This is a genomic window from Micromonospora sp. CNZ322, from assembly GCF_007827755.1.
The window spans coordinates 550,736-571,176 of sequence record NZ_VITD01000001.1 but is presented as its reverse complement, the minus strand read 5'-3'; the positions used below and the strand labels follow the sequence as shown (position 1 = coordinate 571,176).

The window sequence follows — 20,441 nt, the reverse complement described above, 5'->3', positions numbered from 1 at the left end:
CCGTGAACCGCCTCACCACCCACCCGCCCGGCCGCGCCCAGGGCTGGCTGGTCGCCGGGCCGCGCCGCCGCGTCACCCCCGCCGTCCGACTGATCTGCCTGCCGTACGCCGGTGGTGGGTCCTCGGCGTACCACGGGTGGCAGGAGCTGCTCGGCGACGACGTCGAGGTCTGCCCCGTCGAGCTGCCCGGGCGGCAGTCCCGCTGGCGTGAGCCGGCGTACACCGGGGTGCGGCAGCTGGTGGAGGCCCTCGCCCCGGCGCTGGCACCCGAGCTGGGGGTGCCCTACGCCCTGTTCGGGCACAGTATGGGGGCGCTGGTCTCCTTCGAGCTGGCCCGCGAACTGCGCCGCCGCGCGGTGCCGCCGCCCCGGGTTCTCTTCGCCGCCGGTGGCCTCGCGCCGACGCTGCGGCGTACCTCGCCGAACATTCACGACCAACCGGACGCGGTGGTCGTCGAACGGCTGCGTGAGCTGGGCGGTCTGGACGAGGAGATCCTGGCCGAACCCGAACTGCTCGACCTGCTCCTGCCCGCCATCCGCGCCGACTTCGCGGTCTGCGAAACCTACGAGTACCGGCCGGAGCCGCCGCTGAGCTGCCCGATCGTCGCCTTCGCGGGGGACCGGGACCGGGAGGTGCCGCCGGATCGGGTCGCGCCGTGGCGGGAGCAGACGTCGGCCGGGTCCACCCTGCACGTGCTGCCGGGCGGGCACTTCTTCCCGATGACGGCCCGGGACGCCCTGCTGGGCACCGTCCGGGCCACCCTGGCGGCGGGGAGTTAGACGGAGGGCGGGCCGGTCACCCGGCCCGCCCCGGCGATCAGCGGATCTCGGTGGTGTCCTCGGGGCGCGGTTGGCCGCGCGGTGGGGCGGACCAGGGTGATTCGCCACCCACCCGGCGGGGCAGCGGCTCGGTCGGTGTCGATTCCGCCGGGTAACCCAGAGTGAGGGGCGCGGCGTCGCGCTCCGCGGGCGCGGGGGCCGGCCAGTCGGTCAGCGTGAAGTCGTCGTCGCGGGGGCCTCCGTCCGACGCGGGGGTGGGTGCCGCGGCCGGTTCGGTCGCCGGGCTCGGCCACTGCCGCCAACGCTGTTGGCTGAAGGTCGCCATCAGCAGCAGCAGGCCGAGCAGGAAGAGCGTGCCGTTTTCCACGGGCAGTCGCAGCGGCAGAGGATCGCCGAACACCTTCCACTCGTGCGGGATCGCGTCCCGCACCGAGAAGGGCGCCACGAACATCCCGATGTACGGGGTGACCAGCAGCGCACCGGCCACCAACGGGCCCAGTGGCGAGACGCGCAGCGTGCCGAGCAGGCCCAGCAGGACACCGCCGACACCGAGGTACACGGCCGGCTCGATCAGGTTGGCGGTGTTGAACGTGCCGATCTCCACCCAGCGGTCGACCGTCCGGCTCGACCCGTCCTGCCCCAGTGTCACCAGCACCCAGGTGATGGGCGCCACCACCAGCCCGGCGAGGAAGCTCCAGAGATGTCGCATCCGCGCACCGTACCGTTTTCGACATGACTGAGCACCTCTCCGCCGCTCCAACCGGCAAGCCGACGTCGTACTCGCGCGTCACTCTCAGCAAGATCATGACCGCGGTGGACGTCAACCTCTACGGCACCGTGCACGGCGGGGTTCTGATGAAGTTCGTCGACGACGTGGCCGGGGCCGCTGCCGCCCGACACAGCGGCGGGACCGCGGTGACCGCGGCGATCGACGAGATCGTCTTCTCCGAGGCGGTCCGGGTCGGCGATCTGGTGCACGCGCACGCCCAGGTGAACTGGACCGGCCAGACCTCCATGGAGGTGGGCGTGCGGGTGGTCGCCGAACGGTGGGACTCGGCCGAGGACGCACCGGTCCGGGTGGCCACCGCGTACCTGGTGTTCGTCGGCGTGGACGTGGGTGGGGCGCCGCGGGCGGTCCGCCCGGTGCTGCCGGAGACGGCGGAGGACGAGCGCCGGTACAAGGAGGCGGAGATCCGCCGTGCGCACCGGTTGGCCCGCCGCCGCGCCATCCAGGCCCACCGCGCCGGCTGACCCACATGAGGTGGCGGGTTGGAGTGTGGGACGGGCACGCGTCGGTTGGCCTACCCGGTGCGCAGAATGGCGCTTCGAGGTAGGGCAAGATGGCGCCACGGCCCAGTCACAGTGTCGTGTCGGGCCAGGGGGAGGGTGGAGCAGTGGGTGACATGCTGTGGACGCCGCCGGCGGACGTACGTGAGCGGTCCCGGATCGGCGCCTACCTGCGCTGGCTGCGGGAGCACCGCGGGTTGGACTTCGCCGACTACGACGCGCTGTGGCGCTGGTCCACCACCGATCTGGACGGGTTCTGGCGCTCGATCTGGGACCACTTCGAGGTGATCGCGCACACCCCGCCGACCGCCACCCTGGCCGAGCGGGGGATGCCCGGCGCCCGTTGGTTCCCCGACGCCACGCTCAACTACGCGGAGAACGTGCTGCGGATGCCGGGGCGGGCCGACGACGACCCGGTGGTGATCTCCCACGGGCAGACCCGCTCGCCTGTCACGTTGACCGCCGGTGAGCTGCGCGAGCAGGTCCGCCGGGTGTCGGCCGGGCTGCGCCGGCTCGGCGTCACCGCCGGTGACCGGGTGGCGGCGTACGCCCCGAACATCGCCGAGACGTACGTCCTGCTGCTGGCCACCGCCAGCCTGGGCGCGATCTTCTCGTCCTGCGCGCCCGAGTTCGGCACCCGTAGCGTCACCGACCGTTGGCAGCAGATCGAACCGACGGTGCTGGTCGCCGTGGACGGCTACCGGTACGGCGACAAGCCGGTGGACCGGCGTGCCGAGGTCGCGGCGATCCGGGCCGCCCTGCCGTCGCTGCGCCACACCGTCAGCATCGGCTACCTCGACCCGACGGGACCCGCCCCCGAGGGCGCGCTGGGCTGGGCCGAGCTGGCCGCACCCACCGACGAGCCGTTGACGTTCACGCCGGTGCCGTTCGACCACCCGCTCTACGTGCTGTACTCCTCGGGCACCACCGGGCTGCCGAAGCCGATCGTGCACGGCCACGGCGGCATCCTGCTGGAGCACCTGAAGATGCTCGCCCTGCACCACGATCTGGGCCCGGCCGACCGGTTCTTCTGGTTCACCACCACCGGCTGGATGATGTGGAACTTCCTGGTCTCCGGCCCGGCGGTGGGGGCGGCCATCGTGCTCTTCGACGGCAACCCCGGGGTCCGGGCGGAGCCCGGCCGGCCGGCTGAGCCTGACCTCGGCGGGCTGTGGCGGCTGGCGGCGGAGACCGGTACGACGTACTTCGGTACCTCCGCGCCGTACCTGCTGGCCTGCCGTAAGGCCGGGTTGGTCCCCCGGGACGTCGCCGACCTGTCGGCGCTGCGCGGCGTGGGTTCCACCGGTGCGCCGCTGCCCGCCGAGGGCTTCCGCTGGGTGTACGAGACCGTCGGCGACCACGTCCAGCTCCAGTCGCTCTCCGGTGGCACCGACGTGTGCACCGGTTTCGTCGGCGGGGTGCCGCTGCTGCCGGTGTACGCCGGTGAGATCGCCTGCCGGGCGTTGGGCGCCAAGGTGGAGGCCCGTTCCGCGGACGGCACGCCGGTCATCGGCGAGCTCGGCGAGCTGGTGATCACCGAACCGATGCCGAGCATGCCGGTGGGCTTCTGGAACGACCCGGACGGCACCCGCTACGCGGAGGCGTACTTCGACGTCTACCCGGGCGTCTGGCGGCACGGTGACTGGATCACCATCAACGAGCGGGGTGGCTGTGTGATCACCGGCCGCTCCGACGCCACCCTCAACCGCGGTGGGGTGCGCCTCGGCACCGCCGAGTTCTACTCGGTAGTGGAAGGGCTCGACGAGGTGCTCGACTCGGTCGTCGTGCACCTGGAGGACGACGAGGGCGGCGCAGGTGAGCTGCTGCTCTTCGTGGTGCTGGCCGAGGGCCTGGAGCTGGACGACCCGATGCGCGCGAAGATCTGCCGTGAACTGCGCACGGCGCTCTCACCCCGGCACGTGCCCGACGAGATCCACCAGGTGCGTTCGGTGCCCCGCACCCTCTCGGCGAAGAAGCTGGAGGTGCCGGTCAAGAAGATCCTCACCGGCACCCCGGTCGACCAGGCCGCAGCGAAGGGTGCCCTGGTCAACCCCGAGTCCCTCACCGCCTTCGCCGCCCTGGCCCAGTCCCGTACGACGTCCTGACCCCTTTCCCCGGCGATCTTGCACTTTCTGTCCCGACTTAAGGGGCATCCCACCCATCGCGACAACCGAAACTGCAAGATCGCCGGGGCGGGGCGGGGCGGGGCGGGGCGGGGCGGGGCGGGGTGGGGTGGGGTGGGACGGCGGGTGGTTAGGGGAGGGAGTGCGTGACTCTCTCGGTGGCCAGCCTGTCGGCCAGGCGGGCGGGGTCCTGATTGGCGCAGAGGACCACGGTGGCGGCCCGGGTCAGCGGGGCCAGCAGCCAGTCGACCGGGTCGGGGTGCCGGGCGGCGTCGATGAGGACCCGGGCGCCGGGAAGGATGCCCAACTCGGTGGCGCGAACCTCGGCACGACCCAGCAGGTGCGCGTCGGTGGGGCCAGGGCCGGATTGCGGCGTGAAGTGGTCACCGTGTGCGCGTACCTCGACGACGTAGTCGGCGAACCCGGGCGGCACCTGCCGAAGCGGGGCGGCGAGCGGGGCCAGCCCGAGGGCGTACCGCTCGTCGGCGGACCAGGACTGCGCCTCGTCGAACTGGTCGGCGGCGGCGAAGAGCACCCCGACGTCGCCCGGCGTGTCGACGACGCTCAGCTTGGCCGACCAGCAGGCCAGCAGCACCGCAGCGGTCTGCCAGTGTGGCGGCAGCAGCACGCCGGCCGGGGTGCCCGGCGCGAGGCCGACCTCGTCGACCAGGAGGTTGGCGGTCTTCGCCACCCAGTTCGCCAAGGTGACGCCGGAAAGTTCGGTGCGGTCGCCGCTGGCGTCGTCGTACCAGGTGAGCAGCGGTCGGGTCGGGTCGGTCGCGATCGCGTCGGCGAACACCCGGGCAATGTTGTCGGCCATCGGCGCGAACGATACGCCCCTGCGGGCCGTACTCGATGACGATGACAAGTCGGCGTACCGTCGGGTCGCAGTCAGCGTCGGCCCCGCGCCCCGGCGTAGGCTTTACCCCCGGAGTGTTGTTCCCCACAGCCCGCCAGTACAAGGAGTCGCCCCGTGACCGCCGGTCGCCCGCCCCGCGTGCTCATCGACGCCACGAGTGTCCCCACCGACCGTGGTGGTGTCGGTCGATACGTCGACGGTCTGCTCGGTGCCCTCGGCAAGGTGTGCGGGTCGGGGGTGGAACTGGCGGTGGTCAGTCTCCGCACCGATCTCGAGCGTTACACCCGCATGCTGCCCGGCGCGGAGATCATCCCGGCCCCGGCCGCCGTGGCGCACCGCCCGGCCCGGCTCGCCTGGGAGCAGACCGGCCTGCCGCTGCTCGCCCAGCAGGTGGGCGCAGAGGTGCTGCACTCGCCCTTCTACACCTGCCCGCTGCGGGCCGGGTGTCCGGTCACGGTCACCGTGCACGATGCGACGTTCTTCACCGAGCCGGAACATTACGACAAGTCGCGCCGCACGTTCTTCCGCAGCGCCATCAAGACCTCGTTGCGCCGCGCCGACCGGGTGATCGTGCCCAGCAAGGCCACCCGGGACGAGCTGATCCGGCTGCTCGACGCCGACCCGACCCGGATCGACGTGGCCTACCACGGCGTCGATCAGGCTGCCTTCCACGCTCCCACCGAGGAGGAGAAGGCCCGGGTACGCGCCCGTCTGGGGCTGGGCAACAGCAGCTACGTCGCCTTCCTCGGTGCCAAGGAGCCTCGGAAGAACGTGCCCAACCTGATCCGTGGGTGGGCGCGGGCCGTGGCTGACCGGGTCGATCCGCCGGCCCTGGTGATCGCCGGTGGGCAGGGGCACGACGAAGACATCGACCGGGCGGTTGCCGAGGTGCCGTCGCACCTGCGTCTGCTGCGCCCCGGCTACCTGCGCTACGCCGACCTGCCGGGTTTCCTCGGCGGTGCCCTGGTCGCCGCGTACCCGTCCTACGGCGAGGGGTTCGGGCTGCCGATCCTGGAGGCGATGGCGTGCGCCGCCCCGGTGCTGACCACGCCCCGGCTCTCGCTGCCCGAGGTGGGCGGCGACGCGGTCGCGTACACCTCGGAGGACCCGGAGCAGATCGGCACCGACCTGGCCGCCCTGCTCGACGACGAGCAGCGGCGGCTGTCGCTTGCGAAGGCGGGGTTCGACCGGGCCAAGGAGTTCACCTGGGAGTCCAGCGCCGAGGTGCACATCGCGGCGTGGAGCCGCGCCCGTTCCTGATCCTCCACGCACTGCGGGTGACCCGTGCCACTTTGGGCAGGTACGTCGGGCATGATGTGCGGATGCTCTATGCGGTCATTCCGGCAGGTGGCAGTGGCACGAGGTTGTGGCCGTTGTCCCGCGCTGGCCATCCCAAGTTCCTCCACCCGCTGACCGGCACCAGCGCCTCGCTGCTGCAGGCGACCGTGGAACGGCTCGCGCCGCTGACCACACCGGATCGGACCCTTGTGGTCACCGGTGCCGCGCACGTCGCGGCGGTGGCACGGCAGCTGACCGTGCTGCCGGAGGAGAACATCCTGGTCGAGCCCTCCCCCCGGGATTCCTGCGCGGCGATCGCGTTGGCCGCCGCGGTGATCGCGGCGCGTGACCCGAACGCGGTGATGGGCAGCTTCGCGGCCGACCACCTGATCCGCGACACGGACAGCTGGGTCTGCACGGTCCAGGAGGCGGTCCGCGGGGCCGAGCAGGGCCTGCTGATGACCGTCGGGATCACTCCGACCCGTGCGGAGACCGGCTACGGCTACCTGGAGACCGGCGATCCGACCGAGGGTGTGCCGTGGCGGCCGGTGGCCGAGTTCAAGGAGAAGCCGGCCGCCGAGGTCGCCGAGGCGTACGTCCGTTCGGGCCGGCACCTGTGGAACGCGAGCATGTTCGTGTGGCGGGTGGACGTCTTCCTCGCCGAGCTGGCCCGCCAGCAGCCGGCGCTGCACGCCGGCGTCGCCGCGATCGCCGCCGCCTGGGGCACCCCGGAGCAGGACGACGTCCTGGGCGCGATCTGGCCGACCCTGCCGAAGATCTCCGTCGACTACGCGGTGATGGAGGGCGCGGCCACGGCGGGTCGGGTCGCGACGGTGCCGGGCGACTTCGGCTGGAACGACGTCGGTGACTTCCACACCCTGGGCGATGTGCTGCCGACCGACGACGCCGGCAACGTGGTGCTCGGCACGGAGGCCAAGCCGGGCGTGCTGCTGCGGGACAGCAGCAATCTCGTGGTCGTGCCGCAGTCGGGTCGGTTGGTGGCCGTCCTCGGCCTGCGCGACCTGATCGTGGTGGACACCCCGGACGCGGTGCTGGTCTGCCCGCGCGACCGGGCGCAGGACGTCAAGACCCTGGTCGACGAGCTCAAGGAGCGAGGCGAAGAGGGCTACGTCTGAGGGCGGCCAGGGCCGGTGCGACCAGTTGGACGGTCCCGCCGGCCAGCGGCTCGGGCAGCTGGTCTGGTGGGAACCAGCCCAGCTCCTCGGCCTCGTCGCTGACCTGCTCCACCGCCGAGGGCGGGGCGATCACCGCGAACCGGACGTCGTGGTGCGCCGAGCCGCCCTGGCACTGCACCTGGTGCACGTCCACGTCGATCGGCACCGGGTCGATGCGCAGGCCGGCGATCCCGGACTCCTCGGTAGCCTCGCGCAGCGCGGCGGCGACCAGGGTCTGGTCGACCGGCTCGCAGTGCCCGCCGAGCTGCACCCAACGCCCGAACTTGACGTGCAGGCAGAGCAGCACCCGGGAGCCGGTGGAGTCCAGCACCAACGCGCTGGCGGTGACGTGCCCCGGGCGGTGCTGCCGGCTCATCGCGACCGGGCCGGCGGCGAGCAGGGCGAGGGTGCGGTCCCGCGCGCTGGCCGCGTCCGGGCTGGTGGGCTGCCAGCCCTCCAGCAACGCGGTGGCGTCGGCGTGCAGCGCCTTGTACGTCTCGGGGTCGGTCGTCTGGGCGGTCGGGCCGGTAATCACGGTGTCGGGCACCCCGCCACTGTACGAGCGTGTGCTCCGTACGCTGGCTCGGTGACCCTGCGACTCGTCGAATTCGTGGTGGCCGGTAACGAGGCCAGCGATCTGTTGCCGGTGCGGTCGGCGGCGCTGCTGCGCGCGTACGGTGCCCGGCGAGGCTTCTGGACGGTGCTGGACGAGGGGCCGGTGGAGCGTTGCCTCGCGCTGCTGCTGGAGCGCGACGACGGGGAGTGGACGGCCCTGCACGTGCTGGCGGATGCCGGTGTGGAGAACGGGCGAACCGAGGACGGTGAGGCGCTCGCCCACCACGACGGCTGGGTGTACGTCTTCGGCTCCCACTTCGGCTCGAAGACTGGCCCGCTGCGACCTCGGCGCGCCTTCGTGGCCCGCTTCCGCGAGGACGACGCGACGGCCGGGCCGGTGCCGGTGCACGTGGTGCGCAACTCGTTTCGACTGCACCGGGCGGTGAACGATGCTCTCGCCGCGTCGCCGTTGACCCTCCTGCCGCCCGGGGAGCGGGTGCGGGAACGCTTCATCGTGGAGACGCTGGCCCGGGGGACCGTCCGGGAGAAGAGCTGGGTGAGCCGGTTGGCCCCGGACGACCTGCCGTTGAACGTGGAGGCGGCGGCGTTCACCCCGGCCGGGACGGTGCTGCTCGGGCTGCGTTTTCCGGTCACCGACGCCGGTGAGCCGATCCTGGTCGAGGTGGCCGGTGTGCCGGGCATGTTCACCGCCGAGCGGGCGTGGCCGCGGGCGTTGGGCGCGTACGTGTTGACCGGGGTCACCCCGCCGGGGCAGCTGACCGGCTTCCGCGCGATCACCCCGACTGTGGACGGCGGGTACGCGGCCGTGATCGGCTCGATCGACGCGCTGGGCAAGGGGTCGGTCCTGCTCGACGACCATCCCGGTGGGGGTGAGGTCATGTCCCGGCACGTCCGCTTCCGGCTTGCCGGTGGCGGGGAGGGCGACGGGCGGCGGCTGGTGGGGGAGCAGGTGGCGGACCTGGCCCCGTTCCACAACGTCGAGGGGGTGGCGGAGCTGGACGGACTGTCGTTCTACGCCACGGACGAGGACCATCGGGTCGCGCTCTGGGTCGGCTGAGCCGGCGCGGGAGCGGGATGACCGGACGGCACCTCTGCGGAGCAAGGGCCGCAGACCCTCGTGGTGCCGTCCGATCACCGGGGCCTCCCCGGTCCCGGTGCCCCGGCAGCACGGGCGTCACTGACGCGCGGTGCCGTGTTCGGGCATGGGAAGCATGCCGAACCGGCCCCGGAGGCGTCGAGGTTTTTCAGTCCAGGCTTAAAGATGGAGATTACTGCCGGCCAGGTAGAGTCGAACGGTCATCCGGCATCCCCCTGCCGGCGACACAGGAGCGCTCCATGCTGAAGATCCACTTTTCTGGGGAGGACATCCTCCGGACCCGGGTGGCGCCGGCGGCGGACCCGGTCTGGGAGCTGGTCCTCAGCCTGCACGTGCTGCGCGGCCGCACCCGCGATCCGCTGACGGCCAACTGGCGGCGCAGCGTGGCCCGGGATCTGCGCCAGGACTCCGCCTCCGAGCAGCTCCGCCTGCTCTTCGCGTTGAACCCGCCGCGTGGCTACTTCCCCGACTTCCTCACCCCGTACGCCAGCGTCGAGGGCTTCGAGGCCGGGCTGGACGCGCTCCGCCGTACCCCCACCGAATTGCTGCACCGGGACCTGAGCGTGCTGGCCGCCGAGAATCAGCTGCCCTCCTCGGCGGCCGCGCTCGCTCGGGGTGAGGTGTCGGCACTGCACCACCTGGCCGAGTCGATGGAGCAGTACCGGTCGCTGGCGATCAGCCCGTACTGGAGCCGGATCCAGGCCGCGGTCGCGGCGGACCGCACGCGGCGGGCGCGGGCGCTGCTCGACGGCGGCGTCGAGGGCCTGCTCACCAGCCTCCGGCCAGCGATGCGCTGGGAGAGCGGGGTGCTGGAGGTCCGCAGCTACCCGCACAGCCGGGAGCTGCACCTGGACGGCCGCGGGCTGCTGCTGGTGCCGTCGTTCTTCTGCGCGGCCACCCCTGTCGCACTGCTCGATCCGGCGCTGCCACCGGTGCTGGTCTACCCGGTGGACCGGCTGGGGGCGCTGGTCTCCGCCGACGCCAACGCCGCGTCCGGTGCCGCGCGCGAATCACTCGCCGCGCTGCTGGGTCGCACCAGGGCGGCGGTGTTGCAGGCCACCGACGAGGGCTGCACCACCGGCGAGGTCGCCCGCCAGCTCAACATCTCACCGGCGGCGGCGAGCCAGCACGCCACTGTGCTGCGCAAAGCTGGTCTGCTGGTCAGCCACCGCGAACGCAACAGCGTGCTGCACACGTTGACCCCGCTGGGCCGGGCCATGCTGGACGCGTGACCCGGCCGTTCGCCGGCACTACAGCTGAGGACCGCGCTACAGGGCGAGAGCGGCGCTCGCCGGGCTGCCGGGCGGTGGCGGCAACAGGGTCGACCCGACGCCCTGGGCGGCCAGGGCGACACGCAGTCGGTGCAGGTCGGCGCCGAAGCGGACCAGACCCATCGGCTCGACCGGCGTCGGGGCCGAGCCGAGCAGCAGGTCGGCGCCGTCCGGCCACCCGGGCATCTCAGCGACCAGGCCGGCGCGTACCTCGGCCTCGTCGACCACTGTGAAGACCGTGCCGGGGGCAACCACCCCGGCGACCGCGTCGATCGCCCGTCGCACCGCGGTCAGGTCTGCCGGTGTCGGGCCGGGACCGTCGGTCAGGGTGGCGGCGTCGGAGAGCCCGGCGGTGCGGGCCTCGGCGGTACCGAGCGAGAACAGGTCCTGTGCCGCGTCGCGGATCAGCGCCCGCGCGCCACCGGCATCGTCCGGGTTGGTGGCGGGCAGGTAGCCCCGCACCACCGCGACGGGCACCTGATCGCACTTGCCCTTGATCAGTTCGCCGGCACCGGCCAGCTCGTCCACCACGGCCATCTGGGTCAACTGCAACTCATTGCCGTACGGGTCGACCTCGCCCCGGTGGTCGCGGATCGCCGGCATTCCGGCCACCCCGAGCGCCACGTCGGTGAGCCCGTTGCGCCAGGGCCGGCCCATCGTGTCGCTGATGATCACGGCCAGGTCCAGGTCGTAGCGCTCCCGCAGCGCGTCCCGCAGAGCCCGCGCCGAGGCGTCCGGGTCGACCGGCAGCAGCACCAGTTGGGTCTTGTCCACGTTCGACGCGTCGATCCCGGCCGAGGCCATGACGAAGCCGTGGTGGGTCTGCACGATCCGGGTCGCCCCACGGCTGGCGACCACCCGGGCGGTCTCACCGGCCAGGACCTCGTCCCGGGCGGCCAGCCGTTCCGGTCCGTCCGCCGGCACGTCGACGAGCCGCCCCTCCGCCTTGGAAACGATCTTGCTGGTCACCACCAGCACGTCGCCGTTGCGCAGCCACGGCGCGGCGGTCGCGATCATCGCGGCAAGGTCGTCACCTTCGGTCACGTGGCCGATGCCGAGCACCGGCAGAATCTCCAGCCTCACGTCAACTCCACCGCGGCGCGGATCATGGCCGCCGTCGCCGCCTCGTCGGTCATCCGCAGCGGCACCGCGCGGACCGTCACCTCGGGCACCACAGTGCCCGCGTCCTCCTCGGCCACCAGCCAACCGTCGAGCAGGCCACCGCTCGCCCGGCCGCCGTAGAGCCGACCCACCCCCGCCGCGCTGCACTCCACACCGAGCACGGCCAGGCAACGGTCGGCCATTCCCCGCACCGGCGCGCCGCCGATGATCGGGGAGACACCCACCACCGGCGCCGGGCCGTCCGCCACCGCCGCACGCATCCCGGGTACGGCCAGCACCGGCGCGACGCTCACCACCGGGTTGCTCGGCGCGATCAGCACCAGGTCGGCCGAGGCGATCGCGTCCAGCACCCCGGGGGCCGGCTTCGCCGTCTCCGCGCCGACGAACACGAAACGGTGCGTGAGGATGTCGGCGCGGTACCGCACCCACCACTCCTGGAAGTGGATCGCCCGCTGACCCTGGTCGTCCTCCACCACGGCATGGGTCTCCAGGCGGTCGTCCGTCGCAGGCAACAGGCGTACGCCCGGCTCCCAGCGGCTGGCCAGCGCCTCGGTGACCGCGCTCAACGGGTAACCGCCGTTGAGCATGGTGCTGCGGACCAGGTGGGTGGCGATGTCCTTGTCGCCGAGGCCGAACCAGCTCGGCTCCGCCCCGTACGCGGCCAACTCCTGTTTGACAGTCCAGCTCTCGCCGACCCGACCCCAGCCCCGTTCCGGGTCGGCGCCCCCGCCGAGGGTGTACATGACGCTGTCCAGGTCGGGGCAGATCTTCAACCCGTGTAACCACAGGTCGTCGCCGACGTTGACCACGGCGGTCACCTCCGCGCCGACGTCACGGGCGTACGCCCGGACCCCGAGCAGGAACCGGGCGCCGCCGATGCCGCCGGCCAGAACCACGATGCGCATGTCGACCATCCTCGCGCACGTGACGCCTCCGATCCGTCGGTGGTCCCAGAGACTAGGCTCACGTGCGCCCTGTCCGTTGATGCCCCGAGGGGGAGCTCGTGACCAGCCCCGCCGAGCCCGCGTCCGCCGACGCGACGCAGGCCCGCCAGCTGACCAAGCCGCTACGGGAGCTCGCCGCGCTCGCGCTGCTTGGCGCCAACGCCGTGTTCCTCTTCGTGGGCCTCCTCCGGCTCATCGCCCCGAACGACTACAGCTCCTTCACCGACCGCGCGGGCAGCGCCTTCTACGCGTTCGTCGGGGTGGAGGCGGTGGGCCTCCCACTGCTGGCGGTGCTGCTGGCCACGCACATCTCGCCGGTGTTGGCGAAGGCGAAGCTGATCACGCAGGCAGCTGTCATCGAGTACGCGGTCAGCGCCCTGTTCGGCACGCTGACCATGCTGATCTGGACGGTGGGCCGGCTGGCCGAGGCTGAGGTGCTCGACGCGCTGCTCGGTGTGCTCACTCGGTTCGCCTGGATGGTGATCTTCGCGATCGCCGCCTGGGTGGTCTACACAATCTGGCGCGCCCACTACTACGTGCCGCGACCCAAGCCGCAGCCGGGCGTCTACGGCCAGCCCCAGCCGGGCTGGCCGCAGCAGCAGGGCGGTTGGCCGGCCCCGGGTCAGCCCGGCGGCCAGCCGCAGGGCGGATGGCCCGCTCCCGGCCAGCCCGGCGGATACCCGCAGGCCGGTCAGCCGGGTGGTTACCCGCAGGCGGGCCAGCCGGGTGGTTACCCGCAGGCCGGCCAGTACGGCCAACAGTCACCGCCGTTCCAGGCCCCGCAGTCGGCCCCGCCGGTCCCGCAGTCCGCGCCGCCGCACCCGCAGTCGGCCCCGCCGTTCCAGGCACCGCAGTCCGCGCCGCCGGCGAACCCCGCTCCCCAGTCGGCGCCGCCGTCTCCGGCCGCGCCGCCGCCGTTCGGGCAGCCGCCGTCGGCCGACCCCACTCAGGCGATTCCGCGCCAGTCCGCCGACCCGACCGAGGTCATCTCCCACCCCGCCGACCCGGACACCGACCGCACCCAACACATCAGGCCCAACGACCACCCCGACCAGCCCCGCTGAGCCCCAACCTGTCCGCCCCCGTCACCTCCATCACCCTCGTCGGCCTCGTCGATCATGAAGTTGTTGCCCGATCACACGGCGTGTCGTGGCGATAACTTCATGATCAACCGGGTGGACGGCCGGGGGAGGCCGGGTGGTGCGCTTTCCCACGGTGGGGCTGGGCGTGGCGGGACAGGCTCGGGCTGCGCATAGGGTGAGTGGATGGTTGATCGCACCCACTCCGGCCCGAGCGATGCGAGCGTGCGGCGGGCCCTGGGCCGGGCCGCGAACGGGCGGGCTCTGGATGTCGACGAGGCGACCGCGCTGCTGTCCGCTCGTGGCGACGCGCTCGACGAGCTGCTCCGGCTCGCCGGGGGGATCCGCGACGCGGGGCTGCGGGACGCCGGGCGGCCGGGTGTGGTCACGTACTCCAAGAAGGTCTTCATTCCGCTGACCCGGCTCTGCCGGGACCGCTGCCACTACTGCACCTTCGCGACAGTGCCGCACCGGCTGCCGGCGCCGTTCCTGGACCGCGACGAGGTCCTCGCGATCGCCCGGGCCGGTGCCGCGCAGGGCTGCAAGGAGGCGCTGTTCACCCTGGGTGACCGGCCGGAGGAGCGCTGGCCGGCGGCCCGGACCTGGTTGGACGAACGCGGTTACGACTCGACCCTTGACTACCTGCGCGCCTGCGCGGTGGCCGTGCTGGAGGAGACCGGCCTGCTGCCGCACCTCAACCCCGGCGTGCTGTCCTGGTCGGAGCTGCAACGGCTCAAGCCGGTCGCGCCGAGCATGGGCATGATGCTGGAGACGACAGCGACCCGGCTCTGGTCCGAGCCGGGTGGCCCGCACTTCGGCTCACCGGACAAGGAGCCGGCGGTCCGGTTGCGGGTGCTCGAGGACGCGGGGCGGGTCGGGGTGCCGTTCACCACCGGCATCCTGATCGGCATCGGGGAGACCCCGGCCGAGCGGGTGGACGCGCTCTTCGCGATCCGCCGCGCTCACCGGGAGTACGGGCACCTCCAGGAGGTGATCGTGCAGAACTTCCGCGCCAAGCCGGACACGGCGATGCGCGGCATGCCCGATGCGGAGCTGCACGACCTGGCCGCCACGGTGGCGGTGGCCCGGCTGCTGCTCGGCCCGAAGGCCCGGATCCAGGCCCCGCCGAACCTTATCGCCGGCGAGTACGACCTGCTGCTGCGCGCCGGCATCGACGACTGGGGTGGCGTCTCCCCGCTCACCCCCGACCACGTCAACCCGGAACGTCCCTGGCCGCAGATCGATGAGCTGGCCCGGCACACCGAGCTGGCCGGGTTCACGTTGCGGGAGCGGTTGACGATCTACCCCGAGTACGTGCGCGCTGGTGACCCGTGGCTCGACCCACGGCTGCTGCCGCACGTCGGTGCTCTGGCCGATCCGTCGACGGGCATGGCGGTCGAGTCGGCGATGCCGCAGGGACGACCGTGGCAGGAGCCGGAGGAGGTGTTCGGCGGGCGGGTCGACCTGCACGCCACCATCGACACCACCGGCCGCACCGACGACCGGCGCGGCGACTTCGACAGCGTCTACGGCGACTGGTCCGAGGTCGCTGGCAAGGTCACCCCGGAGGCGACCGCCCGCCGGGAGGGCGTACCCGTGGCACCGGCCGGAAGTGGTGCGGACCGTGACCTGGCGGCCGGCCTGCGGCTCGCCGCAGACGACCCGGCGGCGCTGCTCGACCCCGGGCACACCGATGCCGCGCTGGCGCTGTTCGGCGCGGACGGGCCGGCGCTCGACGAGCTGTGCCGCCTCGCCGACGACGTGCGCCGCTCGGCGGTCGGCGACGACGTCACCTACGTGGTCAACCGCAACATCAACTTCAGCAACGTCTGCTACGTGGGCTGCCGCTTCTGCGCGTTCGCGCAGCGTGAGCGGGACGCCGACGCGTACCGGCTCTCCGTCGACCAGGTCGCGGACCGGGCCGAGCAGGCATGGGCCCTCGGCGCCAGCGAGGTGTGCCTCCAGGGCGGCATCGACCCGAAGATGCCGGTCACCGGGTACGCCGACATCGTGCGCGCGATCAAGGCCCGGGTGCCCGAGATGCACGTGCACGCGTTCTCGCCCATGGAGATCGTCACCGCCGCCGCGAAGGCCGGGGTGCCGGTCCGTGAGTGGCTGCTCCAGCTGCGCGAGGCCGGGCTTGACACCATCCCGGGCACCGCCGCGGAGATCCTCGACGACGACGTGCGTTGGGTGCTGACCAAGGGCAAACTCCCGGCCGCCGCCTGGGTCGAGGTGGTCAGCACCGCCCACGAGCTGGGCATCCGCTCCAGCTCCACGATGATGTACGGCCACGTCGACCACCCCGGGCAGTGGCTGGCGCACTTCCGGGTGCTGGCCGGGGTGCAGGACCGAACCGGCGGGTTCACCGAGTTCGTGGCGCTGCCGTTCGTGCACACGAATGCTCCGATCTATCTGGCGGGTATCGCCCGACCCGGCCCGACCTGGCGGGAGAACCGGGTGGTGCACGCCATGTCCCGGCTGCTGCTGCACGGCCGGATCGACAACATTCAGTGCTCCTGGGTGAAGCTCGGTGACGAGGGCACTGTCGCGATGCTTCAGGGCGGCTGCAACGACCTCGGCGGCACGCTGATGGAGGAGACCATCTCCCGGATGGCCGGCTCCGACAACGGTTCGGCGCGTACCGAGGAGCAGTTGCGGGCCATCGCGAAGGCTGCCGGCCGTCCGGCGCGCAAGCGGTCGACTGCGTACGGTCACGCTCGGCCCTGACGTCGAACCTTTCCCCGCCACCGGCCGTACCACGCGATGCCGGTGGCGGTCGCGGCGAGGACCGCCGCCGGTGTCCCCTCAGGGGCCCGGCGGCGTCGCGAGACGGCACCGGACCCGTCCGTCTCCGCGGGCGCGCTCGCGCCACCGCCGGAAAGGTTGCCCATGACCAGTGATCAGCGGAAGCGGCAGTGGCCGCGACTGACTCGCAGGCAGACGTTGACCGCCGCGGCCAGCGCCACCCTCGGCGCCGCCGCGCTCACCGTGCCGGGCCTGTCGGCCGCGCAGAACGCCCCCGGCGCGGCCGGACGAGCCGACGAACCGATCGTCGTGCACCTGCGTGACGCCGCCTCCGGAACGATGGACGTCTTCGTCGGTGAGACGCGCATCGAGGTACGCGACCGTGGCCTGGCGGACCGGCTGCGGCGCGCCGCCCGGCGCTGAACCGACCCTCCGCCCCGCCATCCTGTCCCCGCCCAGTGAAGTTGGTCCGTCATGTCTTCCCACCGCGAGGCCCCGGAGATAGCCAAGGATCCGGTCGCCGACAGCTCCGACCTGTACGCGTTCGTCAGCCCCGACAAACGCGACACGGTCACGTTGATCGCCAACTATGTGCCGTTGCAGCTCCCCTCCGGGGGACCGAACTTCTTCGAGTTCGGCGACGACGTGCGCTACGAGATCCATATCGACAACGACGGCGACGGTCGTCCGGATGTCACCTACCGGTTCGAATTCACCACCGAGATCACCAACCCGAACAGTTTTCTCTACAACACCGGTCCGATCGATTCGCTGGACAGCAAGAACTGGAACCGGCGGCAGTTCTACAGCCTGACCCGGGTGGCGGACGGCCGCGAGCACCGGCTGGCGCACAAGCTGCAGTGTCCGCCGTGCAACGTCGGCCCGCTGTCCACCCCGAAGTACGCCGACCTGGTGCGGCAGGCCACCTACTCGCTCTCCACCGGGGAGCGGGTCTTCGCCGGGCAGCGCGCCGACGGGTTCTTCGTGGACCTCGGGGCGATCTTCGACCTCGGTACGCTGCGGCCGTTCCAGCAACTGCACGTGGCCGGGAAGAAGGTCTTCAAGGCCGAGGGGGAACCGGTCAACGCCACCGACCGGATGAACGTGCACAGCATCGCGGTGCAGGTGCCGCTGGAGCGGGTGCGTCGGCGTGCCAACCGGTACGGTGCCGCCGATCGGGCGTCGGTGATCGGGGTGTGGACGTCGGCGTCGCGCCGGCAGGTGCGGGTGCTCGGCGACCGGGGAGGGGCGGACACCAGCACCGGCCCGTTCACCCAGGTCTCGCGGTTGGGCAATCCACTGTTCAACGAGGTCATCGTGCCGATGTCCAAGAAGGACCTGTGGAACTCGCTGCCGCCGTCGGAGGACAAGCGGTTCGCCCAGTTCGTCGAGCAGCCCGAGCTGGCCGCGTTGCTGCCGGCGCTCTACCCGGATGTCTTCCCCAACCTGGACAAGCTCACCAAGGCGAAGAAGGCCCGAGCCGACCTGGTGGCCATCCTGCTCACCGGGGTGCCGGCCGGGCTGATCGACGGCTTCACCAACACCACTGGTGAGGTGCAGGCCGACATGCTGCGACTGAACACGGCGATCCCGCCGACCAGGCGTCCGGACCGGTTCGGGGTGCTCGGTGGCGACCTGGCCGGGTTCCCGAACGGGCGGCGGGTGGGCGACGACGTGGTCAGCATCGCGTTGCGGGCCATCGCCGGGGTCACCGTCCCGCTGGTGGACAAGACGTTCCAACCGGACGCGGCGGCCGCCGCGGTCACCCCGGGGCTGAGCGCCGCCGACGTGACCGCGCCGTTCCTCGGAAACTTCCCCTACCTGGGTACGCCGTACGACGGGTTCAACAACCCGCCGGCGGCGTCCTGATCGGGCGGGGGCGAGCGGATGCACGAGCACGCGTACGGGCCGTCGGAGACCGGGACCGTCGTCCTCGATCTGGGCGGCGACACCGGTGCCCTGATCATCTACACGGGTCGGGATCTGCACGGCCGGGAGATTGAGATCAGTCGCGACGACGAACGGCGGGTCCACTCGGCGGTGCGTGAGCGTCGGGTGCGGGACGGCTCGTTCCACAGTGCGGTCTACCCCGATCTGCCGAGCGGAATTTATACCGTCTGGTGGGACGAGCGTACGCCCGCCGGCACGATTTCTGTCCATGGTGGAGAGATAGCCGAGTTTGCCTGGCCCAGCAGCGGTTTTGGGGCCGCCGGCTGACCTCGCCGCATCGGTTTCACCACCGCGCCCCGTCCACACTGTGGACGGGGCGCGAGTGCTGTCCGCAGCTCGACGGGCGGTCTGCGCCGCACCGCGTTAACCTGTCCCCCACCAAGATCAGCTTAGGGGTGGAGGTCTCTGGTGCCGTCCGTTCGACGACTCGTCGGAGAAGCGCCACGGCAGAAAAGTCGGGCAACTCGCCGGAGAGGGCGTTACTCGGCCGGGGTCTGAATCGATAGGGCAGGTTGCGAGGCTGGACGGCCCGAGTGGCCGACCGGGGGTGTCGGGAGGGCGACTCCATTATCAAGTTTGGCTTGACGGCGCACGCATTACACGCGTGTAATTTGAATGGGGTTGTTCGCACGGAACGCAACAAAACGGGACCGGACGGACAAGCACGCCTTTCGCGTGGGGGGTTGCAGCGGCGATGACGCCGGTGCGCGACAAGGAGGCATTTGATGGACGGCCAGCTTGAGGTGGCCGACCTGCTCGGAAACGCGCCGGAGTGGCAGGAGCGGGCGTTGTGCTCGCAGACCGACCCCGAGGCGTTCTTTCCCGAGAAGGGCGGCTCGACCCGCGAGGCGAAGCGGATCTGCTCGCGTTGCGAGGTCAAGACCGAGTGCCTCGAATACGCACTGGGTCACGACGAGCGGTTCGGCATCTGGGGTGGGCTCTCCGAGCGGGAGCGGCGCAAGTTGAAGCGGCGGGCCGCCTGATCGGTGTGAGACCGGTGCGGTGGGCCGCCTGAGCGGTGCAGGTCTGGGCTGGGGCTGCCTGAGCGGTGTGAGGTCGAGGCGGTGGGGGCCGCCCGACTCCCCGGCTCGGGGGTTGGCTCAGGCGAGCTCGTCCGGGTCCACCCCGAGAAGGTTCGCCACCTGTTCGATGATCACGTCGTGGACGAGATCGGCGAGGTCCTCACGGTCCATCGCCCGGAACTCCAGGGGCCGCCGGTACAGCACGATCCGCGGCGGCACCTCCTGCCGGCCCGGGCGGCCGGGCAGCAGCCGGGCCAGCGGGACCTCGCCGTCCTCCAGCACATCGGAGTCGTAGACGTTCAGGTCCGGCGGGACGTCCTCGACCGCGAACTCGACTCCGGCCAGCTCCTTGGCGAACCGACGCTCCAGCGTCTCGACGGTGTCCAGGACCAGGTCGTCGAAGACCTCGGCCTTGGTCCGCGCCAGCGGCACGGTGGCCGGAACCAGCCGTCCGCGCAGGCCGCGCCCGTGCCGGTCACGATGCACACGCCGGCCAGAGCCGGGGCGGCGGTGTTCCGGGCTCGTCATGAGGCAAAGGGTAGCGCCCGTCTCGGGCTGGTCAGCGGCAGCGCCGCTCCCGTGGCGCGGCGCGCCCACGACGGTCGACTGTGATCACCATGACGGGCGTGTCGCAACGCGAAGCGATGCGCCGGACCCGGTAATGGAGATACCCTGCCGCACGTGAGGTCACCACGGCGCTGCTCCCGTAACGGCTGCCCCCGGCAAGCGGTCGCCACATTGACCTATGTCTACAACGAGTCGACAGCGGTGGTGGGGCCGCTGGCGGCGTTCGCCGAGCCGCACACGTACGACCTGTGCGAGCCGCACGCCCGCAGCCTGACCGCGCCGCGGGGCTGGGACGTCGTCCGGCACGAGGGCGAGTTCGAGCCGCCGCCGCCCACCACTGACGACCTGGTCGCGCTGGCCGAAGCCGTCCGCGAAGCCGCCCGCCCGGCCCCCCGCCCCCCGGAGCCGGACCAGAACCGTCCCGAGAACCCCCACCAGACCGGCCGCCGAGGCCACCTCCGAGTAATCCCCCCCAACCACTAACCCCGCACCCGGCGCCCGGCCCCCGTCCCGCCCTGGCCCGCCCCCTCCCCGGGGTTGATCAAGAGGTTTCGGTCATCGGCCA

The 20,441-nt window shown here is 72.0% G+C and carries 20 protein-coding genes; 14 read left to right on the top strand and 6 right to left on the bottom strand.

Translation table 11 applies throughout. The annotated features are described in order from the left end of the window. Positions 1 to 2: 2 nt before the first annotated feature. On the top strand, positions 3 to 779 hold the full coding sequence (locus FB453_RS02695) for an alpha/beta fold hydrolase (RefSeq protein ID WP_145787238.1): 777 nt from the start codon (positions 3 to 5) through the stop codon (positions 777 to 779). Between the two features lie 37 nt (positions 780 to 816). Here FB453_RS02695 and FB453_RS02690 read toward each other — a convergent pair whose 3' ends face one another. Further along, positions 817 to 1,488: a hypothetical protein gene (locus tag FB453_RS02690; protein WP_145787236.1), complete on the bottom strand. Its 672-nt coding sequence runs from the start codon at positions 1,486 to 1,488 to the stop codon at positions 817 to 819. Positions 1,489 to 1,511: 23 nt separating this feature from the next. Here FB453_RS02690 and FB453_RS02685 point away from each other — a divergent pair, with 23 nt between their 5' ends. Both FB453_RS02685 and FB453_RS02680 read left to right on the top strand, forming a co-directional pair. Further along, the gene (locus FB453_RS02685) at positions 1,512 to 2,030 is read left to right on the top strand and encodes an acyl-CoA thioesterase (RefSeq protein WP_091394150.1); all 519 of its coding nucleotides are present in this window, start codon (positions 1,512 to 1,514) and stop codon (positions 2,028 to 2,030) included. Positions 2,031 to 2,173: 143 nt separating this feature from the next. Further along, entirely contained in the window at positions 2,174 to 4,171 is a 1,998-nt protein-coding gene (locus FB453_RS02680; protein WP_145787234.1) for an acetoacetate--CoA ligase, read from the top strand. A gap of 148 nt (positions 4,172 to 4,319) precedes the next feature. Here the strand turns inward: FB453_RS02680 and FB453_RS02675 are convergent, their stop codons facing one another. Next, a complete protein-coding gene (locus tag FB453_RS02675; protein ID WP_145787233.1) occupies positions 4,320 to 5,009 on the bottom strand; it encodes a TIGR03089 family protein in 690 nt (229 codons plus the stop codon). Positions 5,010 to 5,162: 153 nt separating this feature from the next. Between FB453_RS02675 and FB453_RS02670 the strand changes: the two genes are divergently transcribed. Together FB453_RS02670 and FB453_RS02665 are read left to right on the top strand one after the other, a co-directional pair. Next, complete coding sequence (locus tag FB453_RS02670; RefSeq protein ID WP_112582435.1) at positions 5,163 to 6,308, top strand: glycosyltransferase family 4 protein; 1,146 nt, start codon at positions 5,163 to 5,165, stop codon at positions 6,306 to 6,308. Positions 6,309 to 6,370: 62 nt separating this feature from the next. Next, positions 6,371 to 7,462: a mannose-1-phosphate guanylyltransferase gene (locus FB453_RS02665; protein WP_124854753.1), complete on the top strand. Its 1,092-nt coding sequence runs from the start codon at positions 6,371 to 6,373 to the stop codon at positions 7,460 to 7,462. Here FB453_RS02665 and FB453_RS02660 read toward each other — a convergent pair. After that, entirely contained in the window at positions 7,431 to 8,048 is a 618-nt protein-coding gene (locus tag FB453_RS02660; RefSeq protein ID WP_181518483.1) for an NUDIX hydrolase, read from the bottom strand. The genes FB453_RS02665 and FB453_RS02660 overlap by 32 nt on opposite strands. A gap of 39 nt (positions 8,049 to 8,087) precedes the next feature. Here FB453_RS02660 and FB453_RS02655 point away from each other — a divergent pair, with 39 nt between their 5' ends. Then, positions 8,088 to 9,134 (top strand): glycoside hydrolase family 183 protein, encoded by a 1,047-nt coding sequence (locus FB453_RS02655; RefSeq protein WP_145787231.1) that lies wholly within the window; start codon positions 8,088 to 8,090, stop codon positions 9,132 to 9,134. A gap of 278 nt (positions 9,135 to 9,412) precedes the next feature. Then, complete coding sequence (locus FB453_RS02650) at positions 9,413 to 10,405, top strand: winged helix-turn-helix domain-containing protein (protein WP_145787229.1); 993 nt, start codon at positions 9,413 to 9,415, stop codon at positions 10,403 to 10,405. Between the two features lie 36 nt (positions 10,406 to 10,441). On the opposite strand, the gene FB453_RS02645 is transcribed toward FB453_RS02650, so the two are convergent. Together FB453_RS02645 and cofD are read right to left on the bottom strand one after the other, a co-directional pair. After that, on the bottom strand, positions 10,442 to 11,527 hold the full coding sequence (locus FB453_RS02645) for a coenzyme F420-0:L-glutamate ligase (RefSeq protein ID WP_145787227.1): 1,086 nt from the start codon (positions 11,525 to 11,527) through the stop codon (positions 10,442 to 10,444). Further along, entirely contained in the window at positions 11,524 to 12,471 is a 948-nt protein-coding gene (gene cofD / locus FB453_RS02640; protein WP_145787225.1) for a 2-phospho-L-lactate transferase, read from the bottom strand. The genes FB453_RS02645 and cofD overlap by 4 nt, the downstream gene beginning before the upstream one ends. A 98-nt stretch (positions 12,472 to 12,569) precedes the next feature. Here cofD and FB453_RS02635 point away from each other — a divergent pair, with 98 nt between their 5' ends. The 6 genes from FB453_RS02635 to FB453_RS02610 all read left to right on the top strand — a co-directional run bounded on the left by FB453_RS02635 (position 12,570) and on the right by FB453_RS02610 (position 19,270). Beyond that, entirely contained in the window at positions 12,570 to 13,574 is a 1,005-nt protein-coding gene (locus tag FB453_RS02635) for a hypothetical protein (RefSeq protein ID WP_145787223.1), read from the top strand. A 201-nt stretch (positions 13,575 to 13,775) separates the two neighbouring features. Next, the gene (locus tag FB453_RS02630) at positions 13,776 to 16,319 is read left to right on the top strand and encodes a bifunctional FO biosynthesis protein CofGH (protein ID WP_145787221.1); all 2,544 of its coding nucleotides are present in this window, start codon (positions 13,776 to 13,778) and stop codon (positions 16,317 to 16,319) included. A 162-nt stretch (positions 16,320 to 16,481) separates the two neighbouring features. Next, on the top strand, positions 16,482 to 16,760 hold the full coding sequence (locus tag FB453_RS02625; protein WP_030486799.1) for a hypothetical protein: 279 nt from the start codon (positions 16,482 to 16,484) through the stop codon (positions 16,758 to 16,760). Between the two features lie 51 nt (positions 16,761 to 16,811). Next, the gene (locus tag FB453_RS02620; RefSeq protein ID WP_145787219.1) at positions 16,812 to 18,206 is read left to right on the top strand and encodes a DUF4331 domain-containing protein; all 1,395 of its coding nucleotides are present in this window, start codon (positions 16,812 to 16,814) and stop codon (positions 18,204 to 18,206) included. Positions 18,207 to 18,224: 18 nt separating this feature from the next. After that, a complete protein-coding gene (locus FB453_RS02615) occupies positions 18,225 to 18,554 on the top strand; it encodes a phospholipase (protein ID WP_112601889.1) in 330 nt (109 codons plus the stop codon). A 458-nt stretch (positions 18,555 to 19,012) separates the two neighbouring features. Beyond that, complete coding sequence (locus FB453_RS02610; protein ID WP_007455784.1) at positions 19,013 to 19,270, top strand: WhiB family transcriptional regulator; 258 nt, start codon at positions 19,013 to 19,015, stop codon at positions 19,268 to 19,270. A gap of 117 nt (positions 19,271 to 19,387) precedes the next feature. Here FB453_RS02610 and FB453_RS02605 read toward each other — a convergent pair whose 3' ends face one another. Further along, positions 19,388 to 19,837 carry a metallopeptidase family protein gene (locus FB453_RS02605; RefSeq protein ID WP_091394113.1) on the bottom strand — a complete coding sequence of 150 codons (450 nt, stop codon included), beginning with the start codon at positions 19,835 to 19,837 and terminating at the stop codon, positions 19,388 to 19,390. A gap of 153 nt (positions 19,838 to 19,990) precedes the next feature. Between FB453_RS02605 and FB453_RS02600 the strand changes: the two genes are divergently transcribed. Next, positions 19,991 to 20,359, top strand: coding sequence for a DUF3499 domain-containing protein (locus FB453_RS02600; protein WP_091394110.1), 369 nt, complete (start codon positions 19,991 to 19,993; stop codon positions 20,357 to 20,359). The last annotated feature ends 82 nt before the right edge of the window (positions 20,360 to 20,441 follow it).

Excerpts from the sequence above, each read along its gene's own strand:
- FB453_RS02690 (WP_145787236.1), bottom strand. The coding sequence starts at position 1,488 with ATGCGACATCTCTGGAGCTTCCTCGCCGGGCTGGTGGTGGCGCCCATC.
- FB453_RS02685 (WP_091394150.1), top strand. The coding sequence starts at position 1,512 with ATGACTGAGCACCTCTCCGCCGCTCCAACCGGCAAGCCGACGTCGTAC.
- FB453_RS02675 (WP_145787233.1), bottom strand. The coding sequence starts at position 5,009 with ATGGCCGACAACATTGCCCGGGTGTTCGCCGACGCGATCGCGACCGAC.
- FB453_RS02665 (WP_124854753.1), top strand. The coding sequence starts at position 6,371 with ATGCTCTATGCGGTCATTCCGGCAGGTGGCAGTGGCACGAGGTTGTGG.
- FB453_RS02650 (WP_145787229.1), top strand. The coding sequence starts at position 9,413 with ATGCTGAAGATCCACTTTTCTGGGGAGGACATCCTCCGGACCCGGGTG.
- cofD (WP_145787225.1), bottom strand. The coding sequence starts at position 12,471 with ATGCGCATCGTGGTTCTGGCCGGCGGCATCGGCGGCGCCCGGTTCCTG.
- FB453_RS02630 (WP_145787221.1), top strand. The coding sequence starts at position 13,776 with ATGGTTGATCGCACCCACTCCGGCCCGAGCGATGCGAGCGTGCGGCGG.
- FB453_RS02625 (WP_030486799.1), top strand. The coding sequence starts at position 16,482 with ATGACCAGTGATCAGCGGAAGCGGCAGTGGCCGCGACTGACTCGCAGG.
- FB453_RS02620 (WP_145787219.1), top strand. The coding sequence starts at position 16,812 with ATGTCTTCCCACCGCGAGGCCCCGGAGATAGCCAAGGATCCGGTCGCC.
- FB453_RS02615 (WP_112601889.1), top strand. The coding sequence starts at position 18,225 with ATGCACGAGCACGCGTACGGGCCGTCGGAGACCGGGACCGTCGTCCTC.
- FB453_RS02610 (WP_007455784.1), top strand. The coding sequence starts at position 19,013 with ATGGACGGCCAGCTTGAGGTGGCCGACCTGCTCGGAAACGCGCCGGAG.
- FB453_RS02605 (WP_091394113.1), bottom strand. The coding sequence starts at position 19,837 with ATGACGAGCCCGGAACACCGCCGCCCCGGCTCTGGCCGGCGTGTGCAT.